The 24,678-nt window shown below is 70.2% G+C and carries 30 protein-coding genes; 27 read left to right on the top strand and 3 right to left on the bottom strand.

From position 1 onward, the window contains the following. Nucleotides 1–80: 80 nt before the first annotated feature. Nucleotides 81–464 carry a DUF2267 domain-containing protein gene (locus tag CS1GBM4_RS12200; protein ID WP_186418987.1) on the bottom strand — a complete coding sequence of 128 codons (384 nt, stop codon included), beginning with the start codon at nt 462–464 and terminating at the stop codon, nt 81–83. Nucleotides 465–615: 151 nt separating this feature from the next. On the opposite strand from CS1GBM4_RS12200, the gene CS1GBM4_RS12195 reads away from it, so the two are divergent. The 12 genes from CS1GBM4_RS12195 (at nt 616) to CS1GBM4_RS12145 (ending at nt 10,307) form a co-directional block, all read left to right on the top strand. After that, nucleotides 616–2,151: a helicase HerA-like domain-containing protein gene (locus CS1GBM4_RS12195; protein ID WP_186418986.1), complete on the top strand. Its 1,536-nt coding sequence runs from the start codon at nt 616–618 to the stop codon at nt 2,149–2,151. Nucleotides 2,152–2,217: 66 nt separating this feature from the next. Then, on the top strand, nt 2,218–2,526 hold the full coding sequence (locus tag CS1GBM4_RS12190; protein WP_186418985.1) for a type II toxin-antitoxin system RelB/DinJ family antitoxin: 309 nt from the start codon (nt 2,218–2,220) through the stop codon (nt 2,524–2,526). Beyond that, on the top strand, nt 2,523–2,819 hold the full coding sequence (locus tag CS1GBM4_RS12185; RefSeq protein WP_186419092.1) for a type II toxin-antitoxin system RelE/ParE family toxin: 297 nt from the start codon (nt 2,523–2,525) through the stop codon (nt 2,817–2,819). The genes CS1GBM4_RS12190 and CS1GBM4_RS12185 overlap by 4 nt, the downstream gene beginning before the upstream one ends. Nucleotides 2,820–2,918: 99 nt before the next feature. Next, the gene (locus tag CS1GBM4_RS12180; RefSeq protein WP_186418984.1) at nt 2,919–4,301 is read left to right on the top strand and encodes a M20/M25/M40 family metallo-hydrolase; all 1,383 of its coding nucleotides are present in this window, start codon (nt 2,919–2,921) and stop codon (nt 4,299–4,301) included. Continuing rightward, nucleotides 4,298–4,879 carry a TIGR00730 family Rossman fold protein gene (locus CS1GBM4_RS12175; protein WP_186418983.1) on the top strand — a complete coding sequence of 194 codons (582 nt, stop codon included), beginning with the start codon at nt 4,298–4,300 and terminating at the stop codon, nt 4,877–4,879. The genes CS1GBM4_RS12180 and CS1GBM4_RS12175 overlap by 4 nt, the downstream gene beginning before the upstream one ends. Before the next feature lie 334 nt (nt 4,880–5,213). After that, nucleotides 5,214–5,624 (top strand): hypothetical protein, encoded by a 411-nt coding sequence (locus tag CS1GBM4_RS24575; RefSeq protein WP_244607185.1) that lies wholly within the window; start codon nt 5,214–5,216, stop codon nt 5,622–5,624. Between the two features lie 55 nt (nt 5,625–5,679). Then, nucleotides 5,680–6,861, top strand: a complete 1,182-nt coding sequence (locus CS1GBM4_RS12170) for a terminase family protein (RefSeq protein ID WP_244607196.1) — start codon at nt 5,680–5,682, stop codon at nt 6,859–6,861. A gap of 110 nt (nt 6,862–6,971) precedes the next feature. Then, nucleotides 6,972–8,144, top strand: a complete 1,173-nt coding sequence (locus tag CS1GBM4_RS12165) for a phage portal protein (RefSeq protein WP_186418981.1) — start codon at nt 6,972–6,974, stop codon at nt 8,142–8,144. Beyond that, the gene (locus CS1GBM4_RS12160; RefSeq protein WP_186418980.1) at nt 8,141–8,341 is read left to right on the top strand and encodes a hypothetical protein; all 201 of its coding nucleotides are present in this window, start codon (nt 8,141–8,143) and stop codon (nt 8,339–8,341) included. The genes CS1GBM4_RS12165 and CS1GBM4_RS12160 overlap by 4 nt, the downstream gene beginning before the upstream one ends. Beyond that, a complete protein-coding gene (locus tag CS1GBM4_RS12155) occupies nt 8,338–8,508 on the top strand; it encodes a hypothetical protein (RefSeq protein WP_186418979.1) in 171 nt (56 codons plus the stop codon). The genes CS1GBM4_RS12160 and CS1GBM4_RS12155 overlap by 4 nt, the downstream gene beginning before the upstream one ends. Continuing rightward, entirely contained in the window at nt 8,505–9,029 is a 525-nt protein-coding gene (locus CS1GBM4_RS12150) for an HK97 family phage prohead protease (RefSeq protein WP_186418978.1), read from the top strand. The genes CS1GBM4_RS12155 and CS1GBM4_RS12150 overlap by 4 nt, the downstream gene beginning before the upstream one ends. Nucleotides 9,030–9,065: 36 nt before the next feature. Next, the gene (locus CS1GBM4_RS12145) at nt 9,066–10,307 is read left to right on the top strand and encodes a phage major capsid protein (protein WP_186418977.1); all 1,242 of its coding nucleotides are present in this window, start codon (nt 9,066–9,068) and stop codon (nt 10,305–10,307) included. A 17-nt stretch (nt 10,308–10,324) separates the two neighbouring features. Here the strand turns inward: CS1GBM4_RS12145 and CS1GBM4_RS12140 are convergent, their stop codons facing one another. Together CS1GBM4_RS12140 and CS1GBM4_RS12135 are read right to left on the bottom strand one after the other, a co-directional pair. After that, a complete protein-coding gene (locus CS1GBM4_RS12140) occupies nt 10,325–11,176 on the bottom strand; it encodes a trypsin-like serine protease (protein ID WP_186418976.1) in 852 nt (283 codons plus the stop codon). Nucleotides 11,177–11,254: 78 nt separating this feature from the next. Further along, nucleotides 11,255–12,025, bottom strand: coding sequence for a trypsin-like serine protease (locus CS1GBM4_RS12135; protein ID WP_186418975.1), 771 nt, complete (start codon nt 12,023–12,025; stop codon nt 11,255–11,257). A gap of 73 nt (nt 12,026–12,098) precedes the next feature. Here CS1GBM4_RS12135 and CS1GBM4_RS12130 point away from each other — a divergent pair, with 73 nt between their 5' ends. From CS1GBM4_RS12130 to ccmI, 15 genes are all read left to right on the top strand, one after another. After that, the gene (locus CS1GBM4_RS12130; RefSeq protein ID WP_186418974.1) at nt 12,099–12,668 is read left to right on the top strand and encodes a phage head-tail connector protein; all 570 of its coding nucleotides are present in this window, start codon (nt 12,099–12,101) and stop codon (nt 12,666–12,668) included. Further along, entirely contained in the window at nt 12,668–13,015 is a 348-nt protein-coding gene (locus CS1GBM4_RS12125; RefSeq protein WP_186418973.1) for a phage head closure protein, read from the top strand. Before CS1GBM4_RS12130 ends, CS1GBM4_RS12125 begins: the two co-directional genes overlap by 1 nt. Beyond that, entirely contained in the window at nt 13,012–13,422 is a 411-nt protein-coding gene (locus CS1GBM4_RS12120; RefSeq protein ID WP_186418972.1) for a DUF3168 domain-containing protein, read from the top strand. Before CS1GBM4_RS12125 ends, CS1GBM4_RS12120 begins: the two co-directional genes overlap by 4 nt. Nucleotides 13,423–13,441: 19 nt before the next feature. Beyond that, nucleotides 13,442–13,852, top strand: coding sequence for a phage major tail protein, TP901-1 family (locus tag CS1GBM4_RS12115; protein WP_186418971.1), 411 nt, complete (start codon nt 13,442–13,444; stop codon nt 13,850–13,852). Nucleotides 13,853–13,863: 11 nt separating this feature from the next. Then, nucleotides 13,864–14,217, top strand: a complete 354-nt coding sequence (locus CS1GBM4_RS12110) for a gene transfer agent family protein (protein ID WP_186418970.1) — start codon at nt 13,864–13,866, stop codon at nt 14,215–14,217. Then, nucleotides 14,211–14,438: a phage tail assembly chaperone gene (locus tag CS1GBM4_RS12105; RefSeq protein ID WP_280177712.1), complete on the top strand. Its 228-nt coding sequence runs from the start codon at nt 14,211–14,213 to the stop codon at nt 14,436–14,438. The genes CS1GBM4_RS12110 and CS1GBM4_RS12105 overlap by 7 nt, the downstream gene beginning before the upstream one ends. 12 nt (nt 14,439–14,450) lie before the next feature. After that, nucleotides 14,451–15,035: a phage tail tape measure protein gene (locus tag CS1GBM4_RS12100; RefSeq protein WP_244607184.1), complete on the top strand. Its 585-nt coding sequence runs from the start codon at nt 14,451–14,453 to the stop codon at nt 15,033–15,035. Between the two features lie 33 nt (nt 15,036–15,068). After that, a complete protein-coding gene (locus CS1GBM4_RS12095; RefSeq protein ID WP_186418968.1) occupies nt 15,069–15,710 on the top strand; it encodes a DUF2460 domain-containing protein in 642 nt (213 codons plus the stop codon). An 8-nt stretch (nt 15,711–15,718) separates the two neighbouring features. Then, nucleotides 15,719–16,609 (top strand): DUF2163 domain-containing protein, encoded by an 891-nt coding sequence (locus CS1GBM4_RS12090; RefSeq protein ID WP_186418967.1) that lies wholly within the window; start codon nt 15,719–15,721, stop codon nt 16,607–16,609. Next, the gene (locus CS1GBM4_RS12085) at nt 16,606–17,052 is read left to right on the top strand and encodes an NlpC/P60 family protein (RefSeq protein WP_186418966.1); all 447 of its coding nucleotides are present in this window, start codon (nt 16,606–16,608) and stop codon (nt 17,050–17,052) included. Before CS1GBM4_RS12090 ends, CS1GBM4_RS12085 begins: the two co-directional genes overlap by 4 nt. After that, nucleotides 17,052–20,987, top strand: a complete 3,936-nt coding sequence (locus CS1GBM4_RS12080; protein WP_186418965.1) for a glycoside hydrolase/phage tail family protein — start codon at nt 17,052–17,054, stop codon at nt 20,985–20,987. The genes CS1GBM4_RS12085 and CS1GBM4_RS12080 overlap by 1 nt, the downstream gene beginning before the upstream one ends. 82 nt (nt 20,988–21,069) lie before the next feature. After that, nucleotides 21,070–21,387 carry a hypothetical protein gene (locus CS1GBM4_RS12075; protein WP_186418964.1) on the top strand — a complete coding sequence of 106 codons (318 nt, stop codon included), beginning with the start codon at nt 21,070–21,072 and terminating at the stop codon, nt 21,385–21,387. A 46-nt stretch (nt 21,388–21,433) separates the two neighbouring features. Continuing rightward, the gene (locus CS1GBM4_RS12070; RefSeq protein WP_186418963.1) at nt 21,434–22,096 is read left to right on the top strand and encodes a response regulator transcription factor; all 663 of its coding nucleotides are present in this window, start codon (nt 21,434–21,436) and stop codon (nt 22,094–22,096) included. 7 nt (nt 22,097–22,103) lie between these two features. After that, entirely contained in the window at nt 22,104–23,480 is a 1,377-nt protein-coding gene (locus CS1GBM4_RS12065; protein ID WP_186418962.1) for a sensor histidine kinase, read from the top strand. A 78-nt stretch (nt 23,481–23,558) separates the two neighbouring features. After that, on the top strand, nt 23,559–24,662 hold the full coding sequence (gene ccmI, locus CS1GBM4_RS12060) for a c-type cytochrome biogenesis protein CcmI (protein WP_186418961.1): 1,104 nt from the start codon (nt 23,559–23,561) through the stop codon (nt 24,660–24,662). Nucleotides 24,663–24,678: the final 16 nt, after the last annotated feature.

Genomic DNA, 24,678 nt, shown 5'->3' with positions numbered 1-24,678 from the left:
GACGGGAAACGTCTATGCTCGCAAACGAAAACGCCGCCCGCGAGGGCGGCGTTCCAGCATCCTGCGCCGGATGCGCCGGCTCAGACGAACTGGCCGAGGCCCGGGATCGCGCCGACAATGGCGCCCATCGCGTCCTCGCCGGCTTTCTCGCGGCCGACCGCGAACATCTCCTTCGAGACGCTCTGGATCTGGCCCATCGACAGGCCCGCGCCCATCAGCTGGCCGCCGAGCGCCATCACGCCGCCGCCGCCCATCATGCCGCCGATCGTGCCGAGCAGCCCGCCCTTGGCGCCGCCTTCGGCCGCGGCGAGCTCCTGCGCGCCCGGCAAGGCAGCGAAGAGCTGGCCGATCTCGGCTGAGGGGCCTTCCTTCTGCAGGAAGGCGAGGATGATCCCGACCGCCTTCTTGGCCAGCGTCTCGTCGAGGCCGGAAGCGGCCATGATGCGGGAGATCAATTCATCCATCGTGCGGTCCTCTCATGTCGAGCCAATCGCTGCTCCGGCAGATAGTTTACACATAAACTATCTCGGGCGGAAGCGATCTTCATGCTTCCGCCCCAGTTCTCGTTTCGCTACACCCATCCGACGACCTTATGGCAACGGAACAGGCGCGACCATGGCGGATGACGGCACGATCCTGATCGGCAAGAGCGAGAAGCCGGAGGTGCTGCTGCTGAAGCTCGCCAACCGTCATGGCCTGATCACCGGCGCGACCGGCACCGGCAAGACGGTGACGCTGCAGGTGCTGGCCGAGGGCTTCGCCAAGCATGGCGTTCCGGTCTTCGCCGCCGACATCAAGGGCGACCTCTCCGGCATCGCTGCGCCGGGCAATGCCAAGGCGCCCTTCGTCAAGCGCGCCGAGGAGCTCGGGCTGAAGTATGAGCCCGACCAGTTCAAGACAGTGTTCTGGGACGTGTTCGGCGAGCAGGGCCATCCGGTCCGCGCCACGATCTCGGAGATGGGGCCGCTGCTGCTGGCGCGCCTGCTCGACCTCAACGATACTCAGGAAGGCGTGCTCAATATCGCCTTCCGCATCGCCGACGAGCAGAAGCTGCTGCTGCTCGATCTCAAGGACCTGCGCGCGGTCCTCGCCTTCATCGCCGAGAACGCCTCGGAGCTGACGACGAAGTACGGCAATGTCTCGGCCACCTCGGTCGGAGCCATCCAGCGGCAATTGCTGGTGCTGGAGAACCAGAAGGGCGACCTGTTCTTCGGCGAGCCCGGCCTCGACATCGGCGACCTGATGAAGACCGATCGCGAGGGCCGCGGCATCGTCAACATCATGGCCGCCGACAAGCTGATGGCGAATCCGCGGCTCTATGCCACCTTCCTGCTCTGGCTGCTCTCGGAACTGTTCGAGCAGCTGCCCGAGGTCGGCGACCTCGACAAACCCAAGCTGGTCTTCTTCTTCGACGAGGCGCATCTGCTCTTCAACGGTGCGCCCAAGGCGTTGCTGACCGCGATCGAGCAGGTGGTGCGGCTGATCCGCTCCAAGGGCGTCGGCGTCTATTTCGTCACCCAGAACCCGCTCGACATCCCCGACACCGTGCTGGCCCAGCTCGGCAACCGCGTCCAGCACGCCCTGCGCGCCTTCACCCCGCGCGACCAGAAGGCGGTCAGGGCGGCCGCCGAGACCTTCCGGCAGAACCCGAAGATCAACACCGAGCAGGCGATCACCCAGCTCGCCGTCGGCGAGGCCCTCGTGTCGACGCTCGAGGGCAAGGGCTCGCCGACCATGGTCGAGCGCTGCCTGATCGCCCCGCCGATGGCGCAGGTCGGGCCGATCACGCCGCAGGAGCGGGCCCAGTGCCTGCGCGACTCCGGCTTCGCCGGCAAATACGACACCATGGTCGACCGGGACTCCGCCTATGAGGCGCTGATGAAGCGCAAGGGGCTGAACGGCGACGGCTCGCCGGTCGAGGCCTCGACGGAGGGGGGCGGCGGCATCCTCGACACGATCGGCGGCTGGCTCGGCGGAACGCGGGAACGTCCGAAGACCGGGCCGGGCTCGCGCGGCGGCCCCTTGCCGCAGAGCATGGCCGAGAAGGTCCTCACCTCCGCCGCGCGTTCGGCCGCGACCACGATCGGTCGGCAGGTCGGCAACGCGATCCTGCGCGGCGTGCTCGGCTCGCTGACCGGCGGGCGGCGGTAGCAAGGTTCGGCTTGCATCTGGCGGTTGTCATTCAAATGCATTACGTTGTGTTCTGAAGGGAGCATCGTGACGGCCTCGAATGCTTTGGTGCAGGCGCGGATCGACGCCGACGTGAAGGACCGCGCGACGGCGGTCCTTGAAGGCATGGGCCTGACCGTGTCCGACGCCGTGCGCATCCTGCTGACTCGTACGGCTAATGAGGGCGCGTTGCCGCTGGAACTTGTCAGCAACAGCGAGGCGCACGACGCCTGGTTCCGCGCCAAGGTATTGCAGGCTCTGGCGGACGAGCGTCCTGATGTCGAGGACGCCAAGGCCGAGGCTCGCTTCGCCGAGCGCCGTGCGACGGCCCTCCGCAAGGCCGGCGGAAAAGCCTGAGGCGTTTGGTCTGGTCGCAGTTCGCTCTTGCCGACCGCGACGAGATTTTCAGTTACATCGAGGCCGACAATCCGAAAACGGCTGCCGAAATCGACGAGCGGATCGCCTCGGCTGTGCAGCACCTTCTTCGGTTTCCGGAGAGCGGTAGGCCCGGCAGGGTCGCGGGCACCCGTGAACTGATCGTTGCGCGCACGCCCTATATCGCCGTCTATGCTGTGACCGCAGGCAAGATCCGGATTCTTCGTGTCCTGCACGGTGCCCGGATGTGGCCGGAAGACATGGACGAGGCGTAGAGGCGTCCTATGAAGCACGCCGTCATGCGCACGGACGGCTGGCATCCGGCTGGCGAACCGTCATGATGGCGCCACCGGAATCAGCCTCCAGTGAGCGCCATGTCCCAGCTTCCCGCAGTTCTCTCCCGCCTCGACGCCGATCTCGACGGCTCGCTGGCGCGCCTGTCGTCCTGGCTCGAAATCCCTTCGATCGGGACCGATCCGGCCTTCAATGCGCAGACTCGCCAGGCTGCTGAATGGCTGCGAGCCGATCTCGAAGGCCTCGGTTTCAGGGCCGAGCTGCGCGAGACTGGCGGGCACCCGGTCGTGCTTGCGCATCGCCCGAAGCCCGGCGCCCCGCATGCGCTGTTCTACGGCCATTATGACGTTCAGCCGGTCGATCCGTTGGTGCTGTGGGACAACGATCCGTTCAAGCCGGTCGTCAAGGAGATCGAGCCGGGGCGCAAGGCGATCCTCGCCCGCGGCGCCTGCGACGACAAGGGCCAGGTGATGACCTTCATCGAGGCAATCCGCGCCACGCTCGCCGAGACCGGCGACCTGCCGGTCGGCCTGACCATACTGGTCGAGGGCGAGGAGGAATCTGGCTCGGTCAACCTGCCGGGCTTCATCAAGGCCAACGCCGCCGAGCTGAAGGCCGATTTCGCGCTGGTCTGCGACACCGGCATGTGGGACCGGGCGACGCCGCTGATCACCTCGACCCTGCGCGGCATGGTCTATCAGGAGGTGACCCTGATCGCGGCCGACCGCGACCTGCATTCCGGCCTGTTCGGCGGCGCGGCCGCCAATCCGATCCATGTGCTGACCAGGATCCTCGCCGAGATCCACGACGAGAGCGGACGGATCACCATCCCGGGCTTCTACGAGGGCGTGCACGAGCCGACCAATGCGCAGAAGGCCGAATGGGCCGATCTCAACCTGACCGAAAAGGAGTTCCTCGGCCAGGTCGGCCTCAAGCATTCGATCGGCGAGAAGGGCCGCATGCTGATCGAGCAGATCCAGTCGCGCCCGACCTGCGACGTCAACGGCATCTGGGGCGGCTATACCGGCGAGGGCAGCAAGACCGTCATCCCGGCCAAGGCCTCCGCCAAGGTCTCCTTCCGCCTCGTCGGTGATCAGGACCCGGCGAAGATCGCCGCCGCCTTCCACCAATTCGTGCGCGAGCGCCTGCCGGAGGATGTCACGGCCGAGTTCATCGGCCATTCCGGCTCGCCGGCGCTGGCGGTGCCGGTCGATTCCCCGGTGCTGCAGAAGGCGCGCAAGGCGCTCGCCGAGGAATGGGGCGGCCGCGTCGTCTCGATCGGCAGCGGCGGCTCTATTCCCGTCGGCGGCGATTTCAAGCGCACGCTCGGCCTCGACACGCTCTTTGTCGGCTTCGGCCTCGACGACGACCGCGTCCATTCGCCGAACGAGAAATACGACCTCTCCTCCTTCCATAAGGGCCAGCGCTCCTGGGCCCGCATCCTGCAGGCACTCGCCTCATGAAATCGGTCTGCATCTTCTGCGGCTCGAGCCCGGGCCATGATCCCGTCCATGCCGAGGGCGCCCGCGCCATGGGCGCCGAGATTGCCAGGCGCGGCCTGACGCTGGTCTATGGCGGCGGCGCCGTCGGCCTGATGGGCATCGTCGCCAATGCCGCGCTCGAAGCCGGCGGCGAGGTCCATGGCGTGATCCCGCGGGCGCTGCGCGAGAAGGAGGTCGGCCACAACAAGCTGACCCGGCTCGACGTGGTCGAGACCATGCATATCCGCAAGGCGCGCATGGCCGAGCTCTCCGACGGCTTCATCGCCATGTCCGGCGGCATCGGCACCTTCGAGGAGATCTTCGAGATCTGGACCTGGGGCCAGCTCGGCATCCACGGCAAGCCGCTCGGCTTCCTCAACATCGCCGGCTTCTACGACCCGCTCGCCGCCTTCCTCGACAACACCACCAGGGCCGGCTTCATGTGGCAGGCCCATCGCGACATGGCGATGATGGAGACCGATCCGGCGGCGCTGCTCGACAAGATGGACGCCTACAAGCCGCAGACTCAGATCAAATGGGTGGAGAAGGAGGAGGTGTGAGGCCTCTCTCTTGGGGATAGGAATTTTGTCCTTGACATCGTGACGCTGATCGGATAGAGATTAAGAACGCTCACGAATTGCGCCTGAGACGAACGAAGCCGCCGCGCTGCCCAGCCGGCGGTTTTCGCATGTCCGACGCAGTAGTCCGCAAACTCGCCCGTCTTTCCGGGGCGGCGCGAAGCGTCGAGCCCGGAACCCAGAACCGACACATCATGGAAAGATGACGCAACGCTGGCGCCGCCTTTTCCGGAGGTGGCATCGGTTCTGGGTTCCGGGCTCAGGCCTTCGGCCTGCCCCGGAATGACGGGTCGGTTCGCGAGCAAAGGTTTTTCCGATGATCGACGACAACGACGATGCGGCCCCGGCTCGGCCGGCGGCGAAGCGCAAGCCTGCACGGAGCGGTGGTCGCAAGGCCGTGATCGGCAAGCTCTGGAAGGCGGCGCAGACCCAGCTCGAAGCGCATGAGGCGCATCTCGCCGAGCTGCCGGCCGGCACGGCCGCGAGCGAGGCCGACGCCAAGACGCTGGCGACGCTGGCCCGCACCGTGCGCGAGCTGGTCGCGCTGGATACTGCCGCGGCGGGGGAGGGAGGAAAGCCCGAGGATGAGCCCAGCCCCGCTGAAGGACTGCGCCGGGTCGAAGAGCTGCGACGAGAGCTGGCACGACGCATGGAACGCCTTATCGCAGACTACGCAGGTGAAGCTGTTCCTCAAGCTGCTGCCGGATCTGACGCCGGAGCTGGTTAGGCTCGTCGATCGGGAGTGGACTTATTACGGGCGGCCCGACCAGAAGTCCCGTCGCTTGCCGCCCTGGTGGACCTGGCTCGTTCTTGGCGGCCGTGGCGCCGGCAAGACACGGACCGGGGCCGAGTGGGTCAAGGGCATGGCGTTGGGGCTGGCCCCCATAGCGCGCGAGCCCGTCGGCCGCATCGCCCTCGTCGGCGAGACGCAAGCACAGGTCCGTGACGTGATGATCGAGGGCGTCTCCGGTCTGCTCGCGATCCATCATCGCTGGGAGAAGCCGGTCTGGTCGCCGTCGCGGCGCCGGCTCGAATGGGGCAATGGCGCGATCGCGCAGGTGTTCACCGCCGAGGACCCGGAAGGGTTGCGCGGCCCGCAATTCGGCGCCGCCTGGTCCGACGAACTGGCGAAATGGCCGAATCTCCAGGAGACCTGGGACATGTTGCAGCTCGGCCTGAGACTCGGCGACCGGCCGCGCCAGGTGGTGACGACGACGCCGCGCCCGCTGCCGCTGATCAAGCGGCTGCTCGACGATCCGCGCGTCGCCGTCAGCCGGGCGGCGACGCGCGCCAACCGCTTCAACCTGGCGCCGAGCTTTCTCGACAGCGTGCAGCAGGCTTATGGCGGCACGCGGCTCGGCCGGCAGGAACTCGAAGGCGAGATCGTCGAGGAGAGCGCTGATGCGCTCTGGAGTCGTTCTCTGATCGAGGACAGCCGCGAGCACGAGGCGCCGCCTCTGGCGCGGATCGTCGTCGCGGTCGATCCGCCGGCCTCCTCGTCGAAGCGGGCCGATTGCTGCGGGCTCGTCGCAGCCGGTCTCGATCGCGACGGCACCGGCCATGTCCTGGCGGATGCCACGCTCGCCGGCGCCAAGCCGCACGAATGGGCTGCGGCCGCCGTCGCGCTCTATCGCCGGCTCGAGGCCGACGCGCTGGTCGTCGAGGTCAACCAAGGCGGCGAGATGGTGGGAAGCGTCATCCGCGAGGTCGACGCCGGTGTGCCGGTGACGCCGGTCCGGGCCTCGCGCGGCAAGTTCCTCAGGGCCGAGCCGGTGGCGGCGCTCTACGCGCAGGGCCGGGTGCGCCATGCCGGCACCTTCCCGGCGCTGGAGGACGAGATGTGTGACTTCGGCCCCACCGGCCTGAGCTCCGGGCGCTCGCCCGACCGGCTCGACGCGCTGGTCTGGGCGCTGACGCATCTGATGCTCGGGCCGAAGGGCCGGCCGCGGGTGAGAGGGCTTTAGGCCCAGCCGCCATTCCCGGTCCGCGAAGCGGAGCCGGAATCTCAGGACCATCCTGCATGAGATGCTCGGCTCAAGGCCGAGCATCTCATGCGCTTCATAGCGAGAAACCCATGCTCGATTTCCTTCGCAGCCTGCGCGGCCCCGCCGCGCCGGAGCAGAAACGCTCGCGTGTCGGGCCGCTGATCGCCCTGCACGAGGCCGGGCGCCCGATCTGGACGCCCCGCGACTATGGCGCCCTGGCAAGGGAGGGCTACCAGCGCAATCCGGTGGTGCATCGCTGCGTCCGGCTGATCGCCGAGGCGGCGGCGCAGACGCCGCTGATCGCCAAGGCCGGTGAACGCGAGATGCCGGAGCATCCGGCCCTGGCGCTGATCGAGCGGCCCAATCCGCGCCAGGGCGGCATCGCCTTCCGCGAGATGCTCTACGGCCACCTGCTCGTCGCCGGCAACGCCTATGTCGAGGCGGCGAGCATCGGCCGCGAGCCGCGCGAGCTCTACGCGCTCCGGCCCGACCGCATGCGCGTGGTGCCCGGGCGCGACGGCTGGCCCGAGGCCTATGACTACACCGTCGGCGCCCAGACCATCCGCTTCCGCCAGGATGAGGGTGCGCTGCCGCCGATCCTGCATCTCTCGCTATTCCACCCGGTCGACGACCATTACGGCCTCTCGCCGGTCGAGGCCGCCGCCTGCTCGCTCGACGTCCACAATGCCGCGGGCAGCTGGCACAAGGCGCTGCTCGACAATGCCGCGCGCCCCTCGGGTGCGCTGGTCTATGACGGTCCGGAGGGCGGCACCCTGACCGAGGCGCAGTTCGAGCGGCTGAAGCAGGAGCTGGAGGACGGCTTCCAGGGCGCCCGCAATGCCGGGCGGCCGCTGCTGCTCGAAGGCGGGCTCGACTGGAAGCCGCTGTCCCTGTCGCCGGCCGAGCTCGATTTCGTCGCGGCCAAGGGCGTCGCCGCGCGCGAGATCGCGCTCGCCTTCGGCGTGCCGCCGCTGCTGCTTGGCCTGCCCGGCGACAACACCCACGCCAATTTCGCGGAGGCCAACCGCGCCTTCTGGCGCCAGACGCTGATCCCCTTGATCCGGCGCACGGCCCAGTCGCTGGCGCAATGGCTCGGCCCGGCCTTCGGCGATGCGCTGACGCTCGAGCCCGATCTCGACGCGATCGAGGTGCTGGCCGACGAGCGGGAATCGCTCTGGCGGCGGGTCGAGGCGGCGAGTTTCCTCGACGAGGACGAGAAGCGCGAGGCGGTCGGGTACGGCCGCCGGGAGGTGTCGTCATGAGTCCGTTCGATGAAGCCGCGGCGGGCATCGTCGCGCGCGGCGATCTCGGCCATCTCGCGCTGTTGCTCTGGGCCTTCTGCGCCTCGGGGCTGGCGCTGTTCGCCCTGCGCGAGCTGATCGCCGCCAACCGGCGCTTCGACGAGTTCGTGCGCGAATTCGCCCGCTTCAACGCCCGCTACGAGGGAGGAGATTCATGAGCAAGACCGCCGGCAAGCCGCCACCCCGGCCGGCGCCGGCCGGCATCCGGTCGGCCACCGCCGCGCCGCGTTCCGGCCGCCCGCCGCGCGAGGTGTTCGGTCGTTTCTTCGAGACGCTGGGGCGGCTCGACACCAATGGCCGCGCCGGGCGGGGAGGGGCCCGATGAGAGCCGCGACGCTCCGCTGCCCCGCTTTGACGCGCGAGGCCAAGTTCCTGGCGCAACCGCTGGCCAGGGTCGAGCCCGACGGCGCCTTCGAGGGCTATGCCAGCCTGTTCCGCATCGCCGATCTCGGCAAGGACGTGGTCGAGCCCGGCGCCTTCCGCGACAGCCTCTCCCGCCGCGGCGCAGCCGGAATCAAGATGCTCTGGCAGCACGACCCGACCGAACCGATCGGGCGCTGGCTCGAATTGCGCGAGGATTCGCGCGGGCTTTACGTCCGCGGCCGGCTCTCCCTCGCTGTGGCTCGAGCCCGCGAGCTGCATGCCCTGATGCGCGACGGCGCGGTCGACGGGCTCTCGATCGGCTTCCGCTCGCAGCGCGTCCGCAGCGAGCCGCGCTCCGGCCTGCGCCGGCTGGTGAAGGTCGATCTCTGGGAGATCTCGCTCGTCACCTTCCCGATGCTGCCGCAGGCCCGCGTCAGCGCCGTCAAGGCGCTGCGTCCGCCCGGCCGTGCCGCCTTCGCCTGACATCGCCCTTCAAGCCGCACAACCACAGGAGTTCCCATGACTGCGCCGAACCAGGCTCCCGAGACCAAGGCGACCGGAGATGTCGCTGCCGCCTATGACGATCTGCGCTACACCTTGGAGGCCTATCGCGCCGCCAATGACGAGCGCCTGGCCGAGCTCGAGACCCGGATGGGCGGCGACGTCCTGACCGACGAGAAGCTCGCCCGTCTCGACCACGCGCTCGACGACACGCGCCGCCGCCTCGACCGGCTGAGCCTCGACCGGAATCGCCCGGCGCTGGGCGCGAGCGAGGAGCGCGACCCGGCCGTTGCCGAGCACAAGGCCGCCTTCGCGGCCTATGTCCGTCACGGCGAGGCGCTCGGGCTGAAGCGGCTCGAAGCCAAGGCCCTGTCGGCCGGGTCCGGCCCGGATGGCGGCTATCTCGCGCCGTCGACCGTCGAGGGCGAGATCCTGCGTCGCCTCGCCACCGTGTCGCCGATCCGCTCGATCGCGACGGTGCGGACCATCTCCTCCGGCACCTACAAGAAGGCGTTCTCGACCACCGGCCCCGCCTCCGGCTGGGTCGCCGAGACGGCCGCGCGCCCGCAGACCGGCACGCCGACGCTCGCCGAGCTCTCCTTCCCGGCGATGGAGCTCTACGCCATGCCGGCGGCGACGCAGACCCTGCTCGACGACGCCATCGTCGACATCGACCAGTGGATCGCCGAGGAGGTCGAGAGCGCATTCGCCGAACAGGAGGGCGCAGCCTTCGTCGACGGCGACGGCATCGACAAGCCGAAGGGATTCCTCGCCTATCCGACCGTCGCCGACGCCAGCTGGAGCTGGGGCAATATCGGCACGCTGAAGACCGGCGTCGCCGGGGCCTTCCCGGCCGCGAACCCGTCCGACGTCCTGGTCGATCTCGTCTATGCGCTGAAGGCCGGCTATCGACAGAACGCCAGCTTCGTGATGAACCGCAAGACGCAGGCCGCGGTGCGCAAGTTCAAGGACTCGACCGGCCAGTATCTGTGGCAGCCGCCGGCAGCGGCGGGCGCGCAGGCGACCTTGCTCGGCTTCCCGGTGGTCGAGGCCGAGGACATGCCGAACATCGCGACGGACACGGTCGCGATCGCCTTCGGCGATTTCCGGCGCGGCTATCTGGTCGTCGACCGGGCGGGCGTCCGAATCCTGCGCGATCCCTACTCCGCCAAGCCGCATGTTCTGTTCTACACCACCAAGCGCGTCGGCGGCGGCGTGCAGGATTTCGCTGCGATCAAGGGGCTGGCGTTCTCGGCCTGAGCTTCGTTTCGGGCGCGTCAGCGGCCGAACCACCAGCTGTAGCTCGCGCTCGGGCGCGCAGTCTCGCGCACCTGGCGCGGCTCGTCGTAATTGAGCAGGCGCTCGCTCGCCTCCGCGATCCAGGCGCGGTGGTCGCTGATCGGGGTGATCGCGGTGAAGCCGCCGCAGATCATCTTGACGCGCGAGCTGAGCGGCCCGCTCGACCAGGAGACGATGCCGACGAGATCGCGCGATCCGGAGGGGCCGCGCAGCACTGGCCCGCCGGAGTCGCCACGGCAGGCCCCGGCGCCGAGAACCTCGCCTCGGTTTTCGGTGTCGACCGCGACCTTGACCGTGTTGGCTGTGGTGTAGTTGCCGGCATTGACCAAGGTCACCTCGCGCAGCACGCGCGCCGTCTTCTTGTTGTTCTCCGAGGCGAGGCCGAAGCCGGCCATGGTCACGGTCTCGCCCTGCCACAGGCCGCTGCCGAGCGAGAGCGGCTGGATGTCGGCCGGCAACGGCGCAGCGAGCCGCAGGAGCGCCAGATCGGCGCCCGGCTGGGTCCGTGGCGTCGTTCCGGGAACGAAGGACGGGTGCGGCAGCACCGCCGCCACCGCATGCGTTCGGTTGCGGAAGCGCTTGTCGAGGCTGATCACCCGCACCGAGCCGCCGGTCATCAGGCAATGTGCCGCCGTCAGGACCAGCTCGGACGAGATCGCAGCGCCGGAGCAGAGCTCGCCGCGGCTGGTCTCGATCCGCAAGGTCGAGGCGCGCACCCCGTCGACGCTACGCGCCTTCGTGCCGCCGATCACGGCCTGCGCCGGCGCAGTCATCTGCAGGCCGGCGCAAATTGCCAGCGCGGCGGTCGCCGCGCATCTGCTGAGAAACATGGTCGAGGCCATCGCTGCCATGATGCCAGTTTATGGTTTGGTGCGGCGCAGTCCAGCGCTGTTCGCGCCGCGACGCCATCAAGGTGCGGTGGTCCAGTCCGCACGCTCGCCCCAGCCGGACAAGGTGCGATCGATCCAGCCGCGCTGAGGCGAGACCAGAACACCCTGGCTGAGCAGGCCGCACTGCTTGCCGGATGGACCTGTCGACCAGCTCGTGACGGCGACGACGCCTCCTGAGTCTGCGACGATCGGCCCGCCGGAATCGCCCTGGCAGGCCCCGGCTCCCGGCCGCTTGCCGCCCGCCGCCGGGTCGGCCGTCCAGATCAGGACGCGGCCGGGGCCGTAGGGCTCGACCGCGGTGAGCGAGGCCGAACGATAGGTGCCGGTCGTCTTCGCCTCGCCTTCGCGTGCGACACCGTAGCCCGCGAGCGTGACCGGCGATCCGGCCCGCGGCAGGCCGCCATCGACCAGTGTCGCGGCCGAGAAGCGAGCCGGCAGCGGCTCCGCCAGCCTGATGAGCGCGAGATCGATCGAGCGCTGCCGGTTCGCGACCGATCCGGAGTTGAATTCCGGGTGCAGAGCGATCGCCGCCGGCTCGATCAGCACCGGCTCGCCGCCCTCGCGCCAGTGGATGCGGAGATCGATCCGGGCATCGGCGCAATGAGCGGCGGTGAGGATGGCGCGGCGCGACAGCACGATCCCGGTGCAAACGCCGCCGCGCGCATTGAGGACCATCAGGGTCGCATCGGCGCCAGGGCCGCCCTCGCGACCGCCGACCACGGCCGAGGCGGGCGGCGCTGCGAGCGCCGCCGCCAGCATCACCAGTCCAATCACCGTCCTGCCGTGCATCGAGAGGCCTCCGCTGTCGGGCGGGCTCGATAGCGCATCGCGGGCGTCGTTCAAACCCGAGGAAGGACAGATCATGACGCCGCTCGCCCTGACGCCGCCGGCCATCGAGCCCGTCTCGCTGTCGGAAGCCAAGGATTTTCTGCGGATACTCGCCGATGACGAGGATGAGTTGCTCGCGACGCTGATCACCGCCGCCCGGCTGATGATCGAGGCGGCCTCCGGGCGCCTCCTGATCGAGCAGGGTTGGCGCCTCGCGCTGGATCGCTGGCCGCAGGGCGGCGAGATTCGCCTGCCGCTCTCTCCGGCGCGCAGCCTGCTCGCGGCCCGCGTCTACCCCGCCGAAGGCGGCGCCGAGCCGGTCGCGCCCTCCTCGCTGACGCTGGTCGCCGGCTCCGATCCGCCGCTGGTCGCGATCGCAGGCCCTGTCCCGCAGCCCGGCCGCGACCGCGCCGGGATCGAGATCGACCTCGTCGCCGGCTTCGGCACGACGCGCGACACGGTCCCGGCGCCGCTGCGCCAGGCTGTGCTGCGGCTCGCCTGCCGCTGGTTCGAGCATCGCGGCGACGTTGTCAGCCGCGACGCCGCGCGGCTGCCGGCCGAGATCGCCGCGCTGGTCGCTCCATATCGACGCGCGAGGTTGTGATGCTCCGCGAGACGTCGAAAGGCCGCCGTCCCGTCGGCGCGCTGCGCCGCCGCCTGCTGCTCGAGGCGCCGGTCGAGATTTCGGACGGCGCCGGCGGCCGCCTTCGCAGCTTCGAGATCCTCGCCGCGGTCTGGGCCCAGGTCGAATGGCTCTCGGGCGACGAACGCTGGCGCGGCGAGCGGCCCGAACAGGCTGCGAGCCACCGGATCACCCTGCGCTGGCGCGCCGGCGTCGATGCCGGCCAGCGCCTGCGCGACGGCGAGCAGATCTTCGATATCCGTGCGGTCGGCGATCCCGATGGCGGCGGCCGCCGCCTCGTCTGCCTGGCCGAGGAGGTGAGCCGATGAGCGACGCCATCCTGCCGCTGCGGCGCGCCGTCCAAGCGCATCTCGCGGCCGATGCCGGACTGGCGGCGTTGATCGGCGCCGGGCGAATCCATGACGAACCGCCGCGGGCCATGGCCGGGCTTTACGTCGTGCATGGCGAGGTTACGGCCGAGGACTGGTCGACCGGCAGCGACCGCGGCTGCGAGCAGAGGCTCTCCCTCGTCGTCTGGGCCGGGGAGAGCGCCTCCTCGAGCAAGGCGCTGGAGGCGGCCGCGGCGATCGTCGCCAGCCTGGCGAACGCCCCGCTCGCGCCGGAGGGCCATCGGCTGGTCAATCTCACCTGGCTCGCCTCGAAGCTGGCCCGCGATCCCAAGACCCATCTGCCGACGGTGACGCTGACCTTCCGGGCCGTCACCGAGACGCTTTGACCGAATGAAAGGAGAGCCGATGCCCGCCCAGAATGGCAAGGACCTGCTGCTCAAGGCCGCCGATGCCGGCGGCAGCTTCGTCACCGTCGCGGGCCTGCGCGCCCGCCAGATCGCGTTCAACGCCGAGGCGGTCGACGTCACCCATGCCGAATCGGCCGGGCGCTGGCGCGAGCTGCTCGCCGGCGCCGGCATGCGCCGCGCCAGCATCAGCGGGGCTGGCATCTTCAAGGACGAGACATCGGATGCGCTGGTCCGCCAGATCTTCTTCGACGGCGCGATCCGCGACTGGCAGGTGATCGTGCCCGATTTCGGCACGATCACCGGGCCGTTCCAGCTCTCGACGCTCGAATATCGTGGCGATCATGCCGCGGAGGTCACCTTCGAGCTGTCGCTGGAATCGGCCGGCCAGCTCGCCTTCACGCTCGCCTGACGGGGGATCCGATGGTCAATCGCTACAGGGGCGAGGTCGCCCTGATGGTCGAGGGGCGGGCGCTGCCGATGCGACTCACCCTGGGTGCGCTCGCAGAGCTGGAGGACGCCTTCAGCGTCGAGAACCTGCCGGCGCTGGGCGAGCGCTTCGCCGCCGGCCGGCTCTCGGCCCGCGACATCGCGCGCATCCTCGCTGCCGGGCTGCGCGGCGCCGGCGGCATGCTGGCCGTGGACGAGGTCGCCGCGCTGCCCTTCGACGGCGGGCTCAACGGCGCCATCGCCGCGGCAATCACGTTGCTCGACGCGACCTTCGCCCCGGCGGGGACGGCGCAGCAGTCACGCCCTCCGGAGCCGCCGGCATCCTAGCGACGCCGGCGGCCGTACCCTTTCCCTGGCGCGAGGCGATGGCTTTCGGGCTCGGGCGCCTGTGCTGGACGCCGGACGCCTTCTGGGCCGCGAGCCCGCGCGAGATTCTCGCCGCGATCGAGGCCTATCGGCCGCTGCTGGCGGGCGATGCGCCCTCGCGCGCGGCGCTGAGCACCCTGATGCAGGCGCATCCGGATGTCGCCTACGAACCCCTCGATTGAAAGCGCTTCCCGATGGCTGAAGAAGACACCTCCTCCGCATTCGATTTCGGCGGCCTGCGCACGCTGAACATGCTGACCCAGAACCTGACCAAGGCCGCGCAGGCCTTCGGCAAGTCGATCACCTCGGCCTTCGTCAGCGGCGTCGTCGAGGGCAAGCGCTTCGAGGACGTGCTGCGCAGCATCGGCACCTCGCTGAGCCAGACCCTGCTGAAATCGGCGCTGAAGCCGCTGCAGAGCACGATCTCGAGCTGGATCGGCTCCGGCATCAACAGCCTGGCGGGCCTCTTCGGCGGCCGCACCGGCGGCGGCGCTCCGCCGGCCACCTTCTTCGCCGATGGCGGCGTCGTCGCCGCACCGTCCTATTTCGCCATGGGCCGCGGGCTCGGGCTGATGGGAGAGCGCGGGGCGGAAGCGATCATGCCCCTGTCCCGCGGTCCCGACGGCAAGCTCGGCGTGCGGGCCGGTGGCGGCGAGCGGCGTCCGTTGAGCGTCACCGTCCAGGTCTCGACGCCCGACGCCGACAGCTTCCGCCGCTCCGAGGCGCAGGTCTCGGCGGCGATCGCCCGGGCCGTCGCGCGCGGCAGCCGCGCACTCTGAAGACGGCACCGTGTCAGGGCATGGAGAGGCGGCATGAGCGGCTTTCATGAGGTGCGCTTTCCGACGGAAATCGCACGCGGTGCCCGGGGCGGGCCGGAGCGGCTGACCCAGGTGGTGACGCTCGCTTCCGGCCGAGAGGTCCGCAACAGCCGCTGGGCCCATTCGCGGCGGCGCTACGATGCCGGCGTCGGCATCCGCACCCTGGATGCACTGGCCGAGGTCGTCGCCTTCTTCGAGGAACGGCGTGGCCGGCTCTACGGCTTCCGCTGGCGCGATCGGCTCGACTGGAAGAGCTGCGCCCCGTCCGCTTCGCCCGCGGCGAACGACCAGCAGATCGGCATCGGCGACGGCGCGAGCCGGATCTTCCAGCTGTGCAAGCTCTATGGCGGCCTGCACGCTCCCTATATCCGCCGCATCGCCAAGCCCGTGGCAGGCACGGTGCTGATCGCCGTAGACGGTATCGTGCAGGCGCAGCCGGCGGCCGTGTCCTGCGATCACGCCAGCGGGCAGATCACCTTCGCCATCGGTCATGTCCCTCCGGCCGGCTCGGTCGTGAGCGCCGGTTTCGCCTTCGACGTCCCGGTCCGCTTCGACACCGATGCGATCGAGGTCGACCTGTCGGCTTTCGAGGCCGGCGACATTCCCAGGATTCCGATCGTCGAAATCGCCGACTGAGGCTCGCCATGCGGATACTCTCCCCGGCACTCGCCGCGCATGTCGCCGGCGAGGCGACCACGCTTTGCCGCTGCTGGAGCCTGACGCGCCGCGACGGGCTCGTCCTCGGCTTCACCGACCATGATCGTGACCTGTCCTTCGACGGCATCCAGTTCCTCGCCCGATCCGGCCTGGAAGCCGCGGAGACCAGCTCGGAACTCGGCTTCTCGACCGGCGGCGGCGAGGTCCTGGGCGCGCTGGCCGCGAGCGGGCTCGGCGAGGAGGACCTGTCACGCGGCCTCTACGACGATGCGCGCGTCCTTCTCTGGCTGGTGAACTGGGCTGACCTGGGTCAGCGCATCCTGCTGGAGAGCGGCTTCGTCGGCGAGGTGAAGCGCAGCGACAGCAATTTCACGGCCGAGGTGCGCGGCCTCGGCAAGGCCTTCGACGAGGAGCGCGGCCGGCTCTACACCGCGAATTGCTCGGCCGATCTCGGCGATGCCCGCTGCGGCGTCACGCCGGGTTTGTCCGCCGCGGTCGTCGCCGCAACCGACGGACGGCTCTCGATCACTGCGCCGGCGCTCTCCGGCTATGGTGACGGCCACCTCGGCGGCGGCCGGCTGGTCTTCACGGCAGGCGCCAATCCCGGCTTCGCCACCGAGATTCGCAGCCATCGCGCCGATGGCGGCACTGTCGTGCTGCAGCTCTGGCAGGCCGCGCCGCGGCCGATCATGGTCGGGGACGCCTTCACGGCGGAGGCCGGCTGCGACAAGCGCTTCGCCACCTGCCGCAACAAGTTCGGCAACGGCGTCAATTTCCGCGGCTTCCCGCATCTGCCGGGCAACGACTTCATCATTGGCGGCGCCGGCGCCGATGATCCTGGCGCCGGACCGTTCGACGGCGGGAGCCTGTTCCGATGAACGGCACCACGCCATTGCGGGGGCGCATCGTCACGGCGGCACGCGATTGGCTCGGCACGCCCTATCATCACCAGGCCTCGCTGCGCGGAGTGGGCTGCGACTGCCTCGGCCTCGTGCGTGGCGTCTGGCGCGACCTCTACGGCAGCGAGCCCGAGCCGACGCCGCCCTATTCGCCCTATTGGGCCGAGCAGGGTCATGGCGAGACGCTGGCGCAGGCCGCGGAGCGCCACCTGATGCCCGTGGCGATCGAGGCCGCGCGCCCCGGCGACGTGCTGCTCTTCCGCTGGCGCGCGCATCTGCCGGCGTCGCACTGCGCCATCATGACCGAGCCGGACCGCATCCTGCACGCCCATGACGGGGCGTCGGTCGGCGAGGTCGCGTTCACCGGCTGGTGGCGGCGCCATCTCAGCCATGCCTTCGCATTTCCGGAGCTCGACCTCTGATGGCCACGCTCGTTCTGCAGGTCGCCGGCTCCGTCCTCGGCGCCGCCGTCGGAGGCCCGTTCGGCGCCATGATCGGCCGCTCGCTCGGCGCGCTCGCCGGCGCCCGGCTCGACCAGGGACTGTTCGGCGGCGCTGGCGGGACACGGATCGTCGAGGGGCCGCGCCTGAAGGAGATCGACGGCCTCGCCTCGACGGAAGGCGCGCCGGTCCCGCGCGTCTACGGCCGGGCCCGGCTCGGCGGTCAGCTGATCTGGGCCACGCGCTTCGAGGAAGTGGTGACGACCACCGTCACCCGCACGAAGAGCGGCGGGAAAGGCGGGCAGAAGGCGCAGAAGACCTACGAGACCACCTACAGCTATCATGCGAACCTCGCGGTCGCGATTTGCGAGGGGCCGATCGCCTTCTTGCGCCGCATCTGGGCCGACGGTCGCGAAGTCGATCTCAACACGGTCGCGCTGCGGGTCCATCGCGGCTTCGAGAATCAGGAGCTCGATCCGCTGATCGCGGCGAAGGAGGCGGGGGAGGCTCCGGCCTATCGCGGCATGGCCTATGTCGTGTTCGAGCGCTTTCCGCTCGCCGGCTACGGCAACCGCGTGCCGCAATTCTCCTTCGAGGTGGTGCGAGCGGTACCGGGCCTGGGCGAGATGATCCGCGCCGTCACCCTGATCCCCGGTGCGAGCGAGTTCATCTACCAGCCGACCCTGGTGAATCAGGAGCCGGAAGCCGGGGTGAGCATCGCCGAGAACAGGCACCAGCTGCACAGCGCCACCGATGTCGACGGAGCGATCGCCCACCTATTGGGGCTGTGCCCGAGCCTGCGGCGCGTGTCCCTGGTGGTGAGCTGGTTCGGCGACGATCTGCGCGCCGGCCATTGCACCGTCGCGCCCCGGGTGGAGATCGCCGACAAGAACACGCCGGACTCCACCTGGTCGGTGGCGGGCATCGACCGTGCCGGGGCGCGCGTCGTCACCCAGTCCGGCGGCAAGCCGGCCTATGGCGGCACCCCGTCGGACCAGACGGTGGTCGCGCTGATCCGCCGGCTCCGCCAGGTCTATGGCCTTGAGGTGGTGCTCTATCCCTTCGTGATGATGGATATCGAGCAGAACAACGCGCTGCCCGATCCGCATACCGGAAACCCCTCGCAACCACCCTATCCCTGGCGTGGCCGGATCACCTGCTCGCCCGCGCCGGGCCTGCCCGGATCCCCCGACGGCACGGCGGAGGCCGGCAGCCAGATCGCGGCCTTCCTCGGCTCCGCCGTCGCTGCCGATTTCTCCCTCGACGGCGACAAGGTCGTCTGCGCCAGGCCGGCGGAGTGGAGCTTCCGGCGCGCCGTCCTCCATGCCGCGATGCTGGCGAAGGCGGCCGGGGGCGTCGAGGGCTTCATCATCGGCTCGGAGCTCGTCGGCCTGACGCGGGTGCGCAGCGCAGCCGGCTCCTACCCGATGGTGCAGGGGCTGATCGCGCTCGCGGGCGAGGTCAGGGCGATCCTGCCGCCGCCTGTGACGAAGCTGACCTACGCCGCCGACTGGACCGAGTACGGCGCCCATGTCCGCGAGGGTGGGCAGGAGGTTCGTTTTCCGCTCGATCCGCTCTGGGCGGGCGCGCATATCGACGCGATCGGCATCGACTATTATGCGCCACTCTCGGATTGGCGCGACACGCCGGATCATGCCGATCTCGCCATTGCCCGCGGCCCTGCCGATGTCGACTATCTGCGCAGCCGCCTGACAGCCGGAGAAGGTTACGACTGGCACTACGCCGACATCTCCGCCCGTTACGCCCAGGCCCGGCTGCCGATCACCGACGGCACCCATGGCAAGCCCTGGGTCTTCCGGCCGAAGGACCTGCCGAACTGGTGGCTCAATCAGCATGTCGAGCGTTCCGCCGGCGTCGAGGTCGGCGCAACCGGCTGGCTCCCGGGCTCGAAGCCCGTCTGGCTCACCGAGATCGGCGTGCCCGCCGTCGACAAGGGCGGGAACGCGCCCAACGTCTTCCCCGATCCGAAATCGGCCGACGGCGGCTATCCGCATTTCTCCACGAGGATGCGCGACGATCTGGTCCAGGCGCGCGGGCTGGAGGCGATCCTCTCGGGCTTCGACCCGGCGCTGCCCGGCTTCGACCCCGTGCGCAACCCGACCTGGCTGGCGCTCGGCTCGCGAATGGTCGATCCGGCGAACGTCTTCGTCTGGACCTGGGACGCCAGGCCTTTCCCGGCTTTTCCCGATCTGACCTCGGTCTGGGCGGACGGGGCGAACTACGAGACCGGCCACTGGATCAACGGACGGCTCGAAGGCGCCACGCTCGACCGGCTGGTACGGGCCATCCTGGCCGATTACGGCCTGCCCGCGCCCGACGAACTGGCGATCGACGGTTTCGTCGACGGCTATGTCCTCGATCGGCCGATCTCCGCCCGGCAGGCGCTCGAGCCGCTCGCCCAGGCCTTCGGCTTCGACGCGGCGATCTCGTCCGGAAAGCTCGCCTTCCGCGGCCGCGCCGCCACGGTCGCGCGCGCCTTGTCGATGGACGATCTGGTGCTCGATCGCGAGGGGCGGCCCTATGAGCTGCGCCGGGCGCAGGAGAGCGAGCTGCCGCGCGAGCTGCGTCTGGTCCATATCGACGGCGACAACGATTATCGCCAGGCGACCGCCCGCTCGCGCCGCCTCGCCGGAGCCGCGCGCCGGGAGAACGCCGTCGAACTTCCGCTGGTCACGCGCCGGGCCGAGGGGCAGCGCCTCGCCGATCAACGGCTGCAGGAGGTCTGGGCCGGACGCGAGACGCTCGAGCTGGAGCTGTCGCCGCGCTGCATCGGCCTCGAGGCCGGCGACGTCGTCTCGCTCCCGGTCGCCGGCCAGCCGCGCCTGTTCCGGCTGACCCGCCTCAGCGACGGCCCGACGCGGCGGGCCGAAGGGCGCGCCGTCGAGCCGGCGATCTATCGCGGCACGGCGGCCGGGGCGGGGGAGGCCGGGCGCACTCCGAAGGTGACGCCGCGGATCGCGGGGCGGCCCGATGCCCTGATCCTCGCGCTCCCGATCGCGCGCGAGACGCCGCCGCCGCTGCAGTCGCTCGCGGCTTTCGCCGATCCCTGGCCCGGCGGTCTCGCGATCTGGCGCGCGGGCGAGGGCACGCCCTTCGCGCTGGCCGGAATGGTCCAGGTCGCCTCGATCATGGGCGAGACCCTGACGGAGCTCGCGCCGGGCCCGCTCTGGCGGACCGATCGGCACGCCTCCGTCGACATGCGTCTGCGCGGCGGCGTCCTGGCCTCGGTTTCGCCGGACGCCGCGCTGGCCGGCGCGAACGCGCTCGCCCTCATCGATTCGACGGGGGAGATCGAGATCGTCACGGCGGCGCGCGTCGAACTGATCGGGCCCCGCATCTTCCGCCTGTCGCAGCTGGTGCGCGGGCTCGGCGGCACCGAACCGGCGGCGGCGCGGAGCTTGGCTCCCGGTGCGCGCGTGGTGGTGCTCGACGGCACGGCGATCCCGCTGACGACGAGCCCCGACGATATCGGCCGCCATATCCGCTATCGGATCGGTCCGCCGGATGCGGATGTCGCTGCGCCATCGATGCGCGAGCTGTCGGCGACGGTCTCGGCCGCGCCGCTGCGGCCGCTCGCACCGGTGCGTCTCCAGGCGCGCCGCCGGCCGTCCGGCGTCTCGCTGAGCTGGATCCGGCGCAGCCGGATCGACGGCGATTCCTGGGAAGCCGCCGAGATTCCGCTGGGCGAAGACAGCGAGCGCTACCGCGTCACGATCCGCGCCGGCGGCGAAATCCGCAGGGTCGTCGAGGTCGCCACATCGGCCATGCTCTACGAGCTGCCGGACGAACTCGCCGATTTCGGCAGCCCCCAGACCGAGCTCGACGTCGAGCTGTCGCAGCTCGGCGCCGTCGCGGGAGCCGGCCTCGCCCGACGTGGACTCGTCACGGTTCGCTGAGCTAGCCTCGCGGCCGCGTCGGCTCGACCTCACGCCGATGTTCATGGCGTATTCACGCGCACAGGGCTAGCGCAGGACGATGATGCTGCTCGACCCCAACGCCGCGATTCTCGCGCTCGTCACTGCCGCCGCCTCGCCGGTGGTGACGGCCGACTCGTCGCAGCCGATCTCCTGCCTCTCGGCCCAGGAGACGCGCGAGGCGGTGTCGGACGGCAAGGTCATGCAGCCCACCGCGGCCTCCCGCCACGCCCGCGAGGCCGCGCCCGGCGAGGTCCTGCGGATCAGGCTCTGCCGCCAGGGCGACGAGTTCGTCTATGTGGTGACGACGATGAAGCGTGACGGCCGCGTCGCCCGGGTCACGCTCGACGGCGCCTCCGGCAAGGTGGCGGATATCCGTTAGTTCGGCTATGCCGCGTCCCTGATCCGCCAATCGGAGAAAAGCCGCCGTGCGACTGCTCGTCGTCGAGGACGACAAGGACCTCAACCGCCAGATCGTCAATGCGCTGGAGAATGCCGGCTATGCCGTCGACAAGGCGTTCGATGGTGAGGAAGGTCTCTATCTCGGCGAAAACGAGCCCTATGACGCGGTCATCCTCGATCTCGGCCTGCCCAAGGTCGACGGGGTCGCCGTGCTGCAGGGTTGGCGGCGGGCCGGCAAGACCATGCCGGTACTGATCCTGACGGCGCGGGACCGCTGGAGCGACAAGGTCGCCGGCTTCGACGCCGGCGCCGACGACTACGTCGTCAAGCCCTTCCACATCGAGGAATTGCTCGCCCGCGTCCGCGCCCTGCTACGCCGCGCGGCCGGGCATGCGACAGCCGAATTGATCTGCGGCCCCGTCCGCCTCGACACGCGCGCCAGCCGCGTCGTCGTCGACGGCAACCCGGTCAAGCTCACCTCGCACGAATACCGCCTGCTCGCCTATCTGATGCATCATCAGGGGCGAGTGGTCTCCCGCACCGAACTGGTCGAGCATCTCTACGACCAGGACTTCGACCGCGACTCCAACACGATCGAGGTCTTCGTCGGCCGCCTGCGCAAGAAGCTCGGCGTCGACGTCATCGAAACCGTGCGCGGCCTCGGCTACATCGCCGCCGCGAAACCCTGAGGCCGCCATGCCGGTCACGCGGCAGCGTTTCTCGCTCGGCGCCCGGCTCTTCATCTCGGCCGCGATCTGCTGCGCGCTGGTGCTGATCCTGGCCGGCTTCGGCCTCACCACCTTCTACCGGCGTGCCGCCGAGCGGGGCTTCGACGAGCGCCTGAGCGTCTACATCAAGGAGTTGGTCGCCGATCTCGCGGCGCCGCCTGAAGCCGAGCGCCAGGCGATCGGCGATCTCGGCGAGCCGCGCTTCGACCTGCCGCTCTCCGGCTGGTACTGGCAGATCATCAGGCTCGACGGCGAGCGCCCGACGATCCGCACCTCGCGCTCGCTGGTCGGCGGGCAATTGCCGAAGCTGCTCGACCAGAATCTGCGCCCGAATGCCCGCGGCCTGCGCGAGAGCTACATCTCGGGACCGGACGAGCGGCGCCTGCGCGTGCTCGAGCGCGAGATCGATGTCGGCGAGGACGGCCGCTTCACCGTCGGGGTCGCGGCCCCTGCGGACGAGATCGAAGGCGACATCCGCGATTTTCGTTTCGCCCTGACGCTGACCTTCCTCTTCCTCGGCCTGGCGCTCGTCGCATCGACCATCGCCCAGGTCCGCTTCGGTCTGCGCCCGCTGGCGCGGCTGCGCGCCGCCGTCGGCACGGTGCGCACCGGCGAGAGCACGCGCATCGCCGGGCGCTACCCCCCCGACCTTGCTCCGCTCGCGGGGGAGCTGAACCAGCTGATCGATGCCAATCGCGAGATCCTCGAGCGCGCCCGCACCCAGGTCGGCAACCTGGCCCATGCCCTGAAGACGCCGCTCAGCGTGATGCAGAACGAGGCGGAGGCGGGCCAGGGCGCGCTGTCGCAGACGGTTCGGCACCAGACCGCGATCATGCGGGACCAGGTCCAGTACTATCTCGACCGCGCCCGGGCCGCCGCGCTGTCAGGCGCGCTCGGCGGCGTCTCCGAGATCGCGCCCTCGCTCGATGCCCTGATCCGGACCTTCGAGAAGATCGCGGCGGGCAGGGCGATCGAAGGCAGCCACAGCGTCCCCCCCGGCATTCGGTTCCGCGGCGAGAAGCAGGATCTCGAGGAGATGCTCGGCAACCTGCTCGACAACGCCTTCAAATGGGCCCGTTCGGAGGTGAGGGTCAGCCTCGCGCCCGAGGTGGACGCACCGGAGGGGCGCCTTGCTCTGCTGATCGACGATGACGGGCCGGGCCTTCCCGACGAGGCGATGGCCGAGGTTCTCAAGCGCGGCCGCCGGCTCGACGAGACCACGCCGGGCTCCGGCCTCGGCCTGTCGATCGTCGTCGATCTCGCCAAGCTCTATGGCGGCGGGCTTTCGCTCGAGCCCTCGCCGCTCGGCGGACTCCGGGCGCGCCTGCTTTTGCCGGCAGTTTGACCGCGGACAAGGTCCGCGTGACCCTTTGTCGCCATCTTCGGACATGAATAGGTTCCTTGGAAACGCTATGAACGGCGCATGCTGATCTGGATCATCTTCGCGGCCATGACGGGGGCTGCGGTCCTGGCGGTGCTCTGGCCGCTCGGCCGCCGGGCTCCCGCGCTCTTCGCCGATGCGGCCGGGGCGACGGCGCTCTATCGCGCGCAGGTGGCCGAGATCGACCGCGATCTCGGGCGCAAGCTGATCGGTGCGGCCGAGGCGGAGGCGGCCAAGGCCGAGGCTGCGCGCAGGCTGCTGCGCACGACGGCGGAGGAATCCGAGCCCGCCGGCGAGAGCGAGCCGTCGCTGCGCCGCCGGCGCGCCGCGTCCGCCATCGCGCTGTCCTGTGTCCCGCTGCTGGCTCTGCTGATCTACGGCGCCTATGGCTCGCCGACCATCCCGGATCAGCCGCTCGCAGCCCGGATGAAGGCCAATCCGGCGCAGGATTTCGAAATGGCGCTGGCCAGGATCGAGGCGCATCTCGCCGCCAACCCCACCGACGGCAAGGGTTGGAGCGTGCTGGCGCCGGTCTATCTGCGCCAGGGCCGCTTCGACGATGCCGCCAAGGCCTTCGCCAACGCCATCCGTTACGACGGCGCGACCGCAGATCGCCAGGCCGGCCAGGCCGAGGCGCAGGTGCTCGCCGCCGGCGGCGTGGTCACCGCCGCGGCGCGCGAGAGCCTCGCCGCCGCCCTGGCGCTCGAACCCGCCAATCCGCGCGCCCGCTTCTTCATGGCGATCGCGCAGGAACAGGACGGGCTGGTGCCGGCCGCGATCGCGGCGCTCAAGGCCCTGCTCGCCGACGCGCCGGCCGGAGCCCCGTGGGCCGGCCCGGTCCGCTCCCGCCTCGAGCGGCTGGAGGGCAAGCCCAGCACCGCGGAGACGATCGCCAGCCTGCCCGAGGCGGATCGCACGACCGCGATCCGCGGCATGGTCGACAGCCTCGCCGCGCGGCTGGCGGAAGGCGGCGGCAGCCTCGCCGAATGGTCCCGGCTGATCCGCTCGCAAGCGGTCCTCGGCGAGCGCGAGGCGGCGCTGAAATCGCTCGCGACCGCGCGTGAGCGGCTGGGAACCGATCCCTCCGCCGTGGCAGCCCTCGACGGCCTGCGCAACGAGCTCGGCCTGCAGGAGGCCGCACGATGACCATCCAGGCCGGTAT

The sequence above is a fragment of the Allobosea sp. CS1GBMeth4 genome (assembly GCF_900185715.1).
GTDB lineage: Bacteria > Pseudomonadota > Alphaproteobacteria > Rhizobiales > Beijerinckiaceae > Allobosea.
The sequence above is the reverse complement of the archived record's forward strand: the minus strand, read 5'-3'. Positions and strand labels throughout refer to the sequence as shown.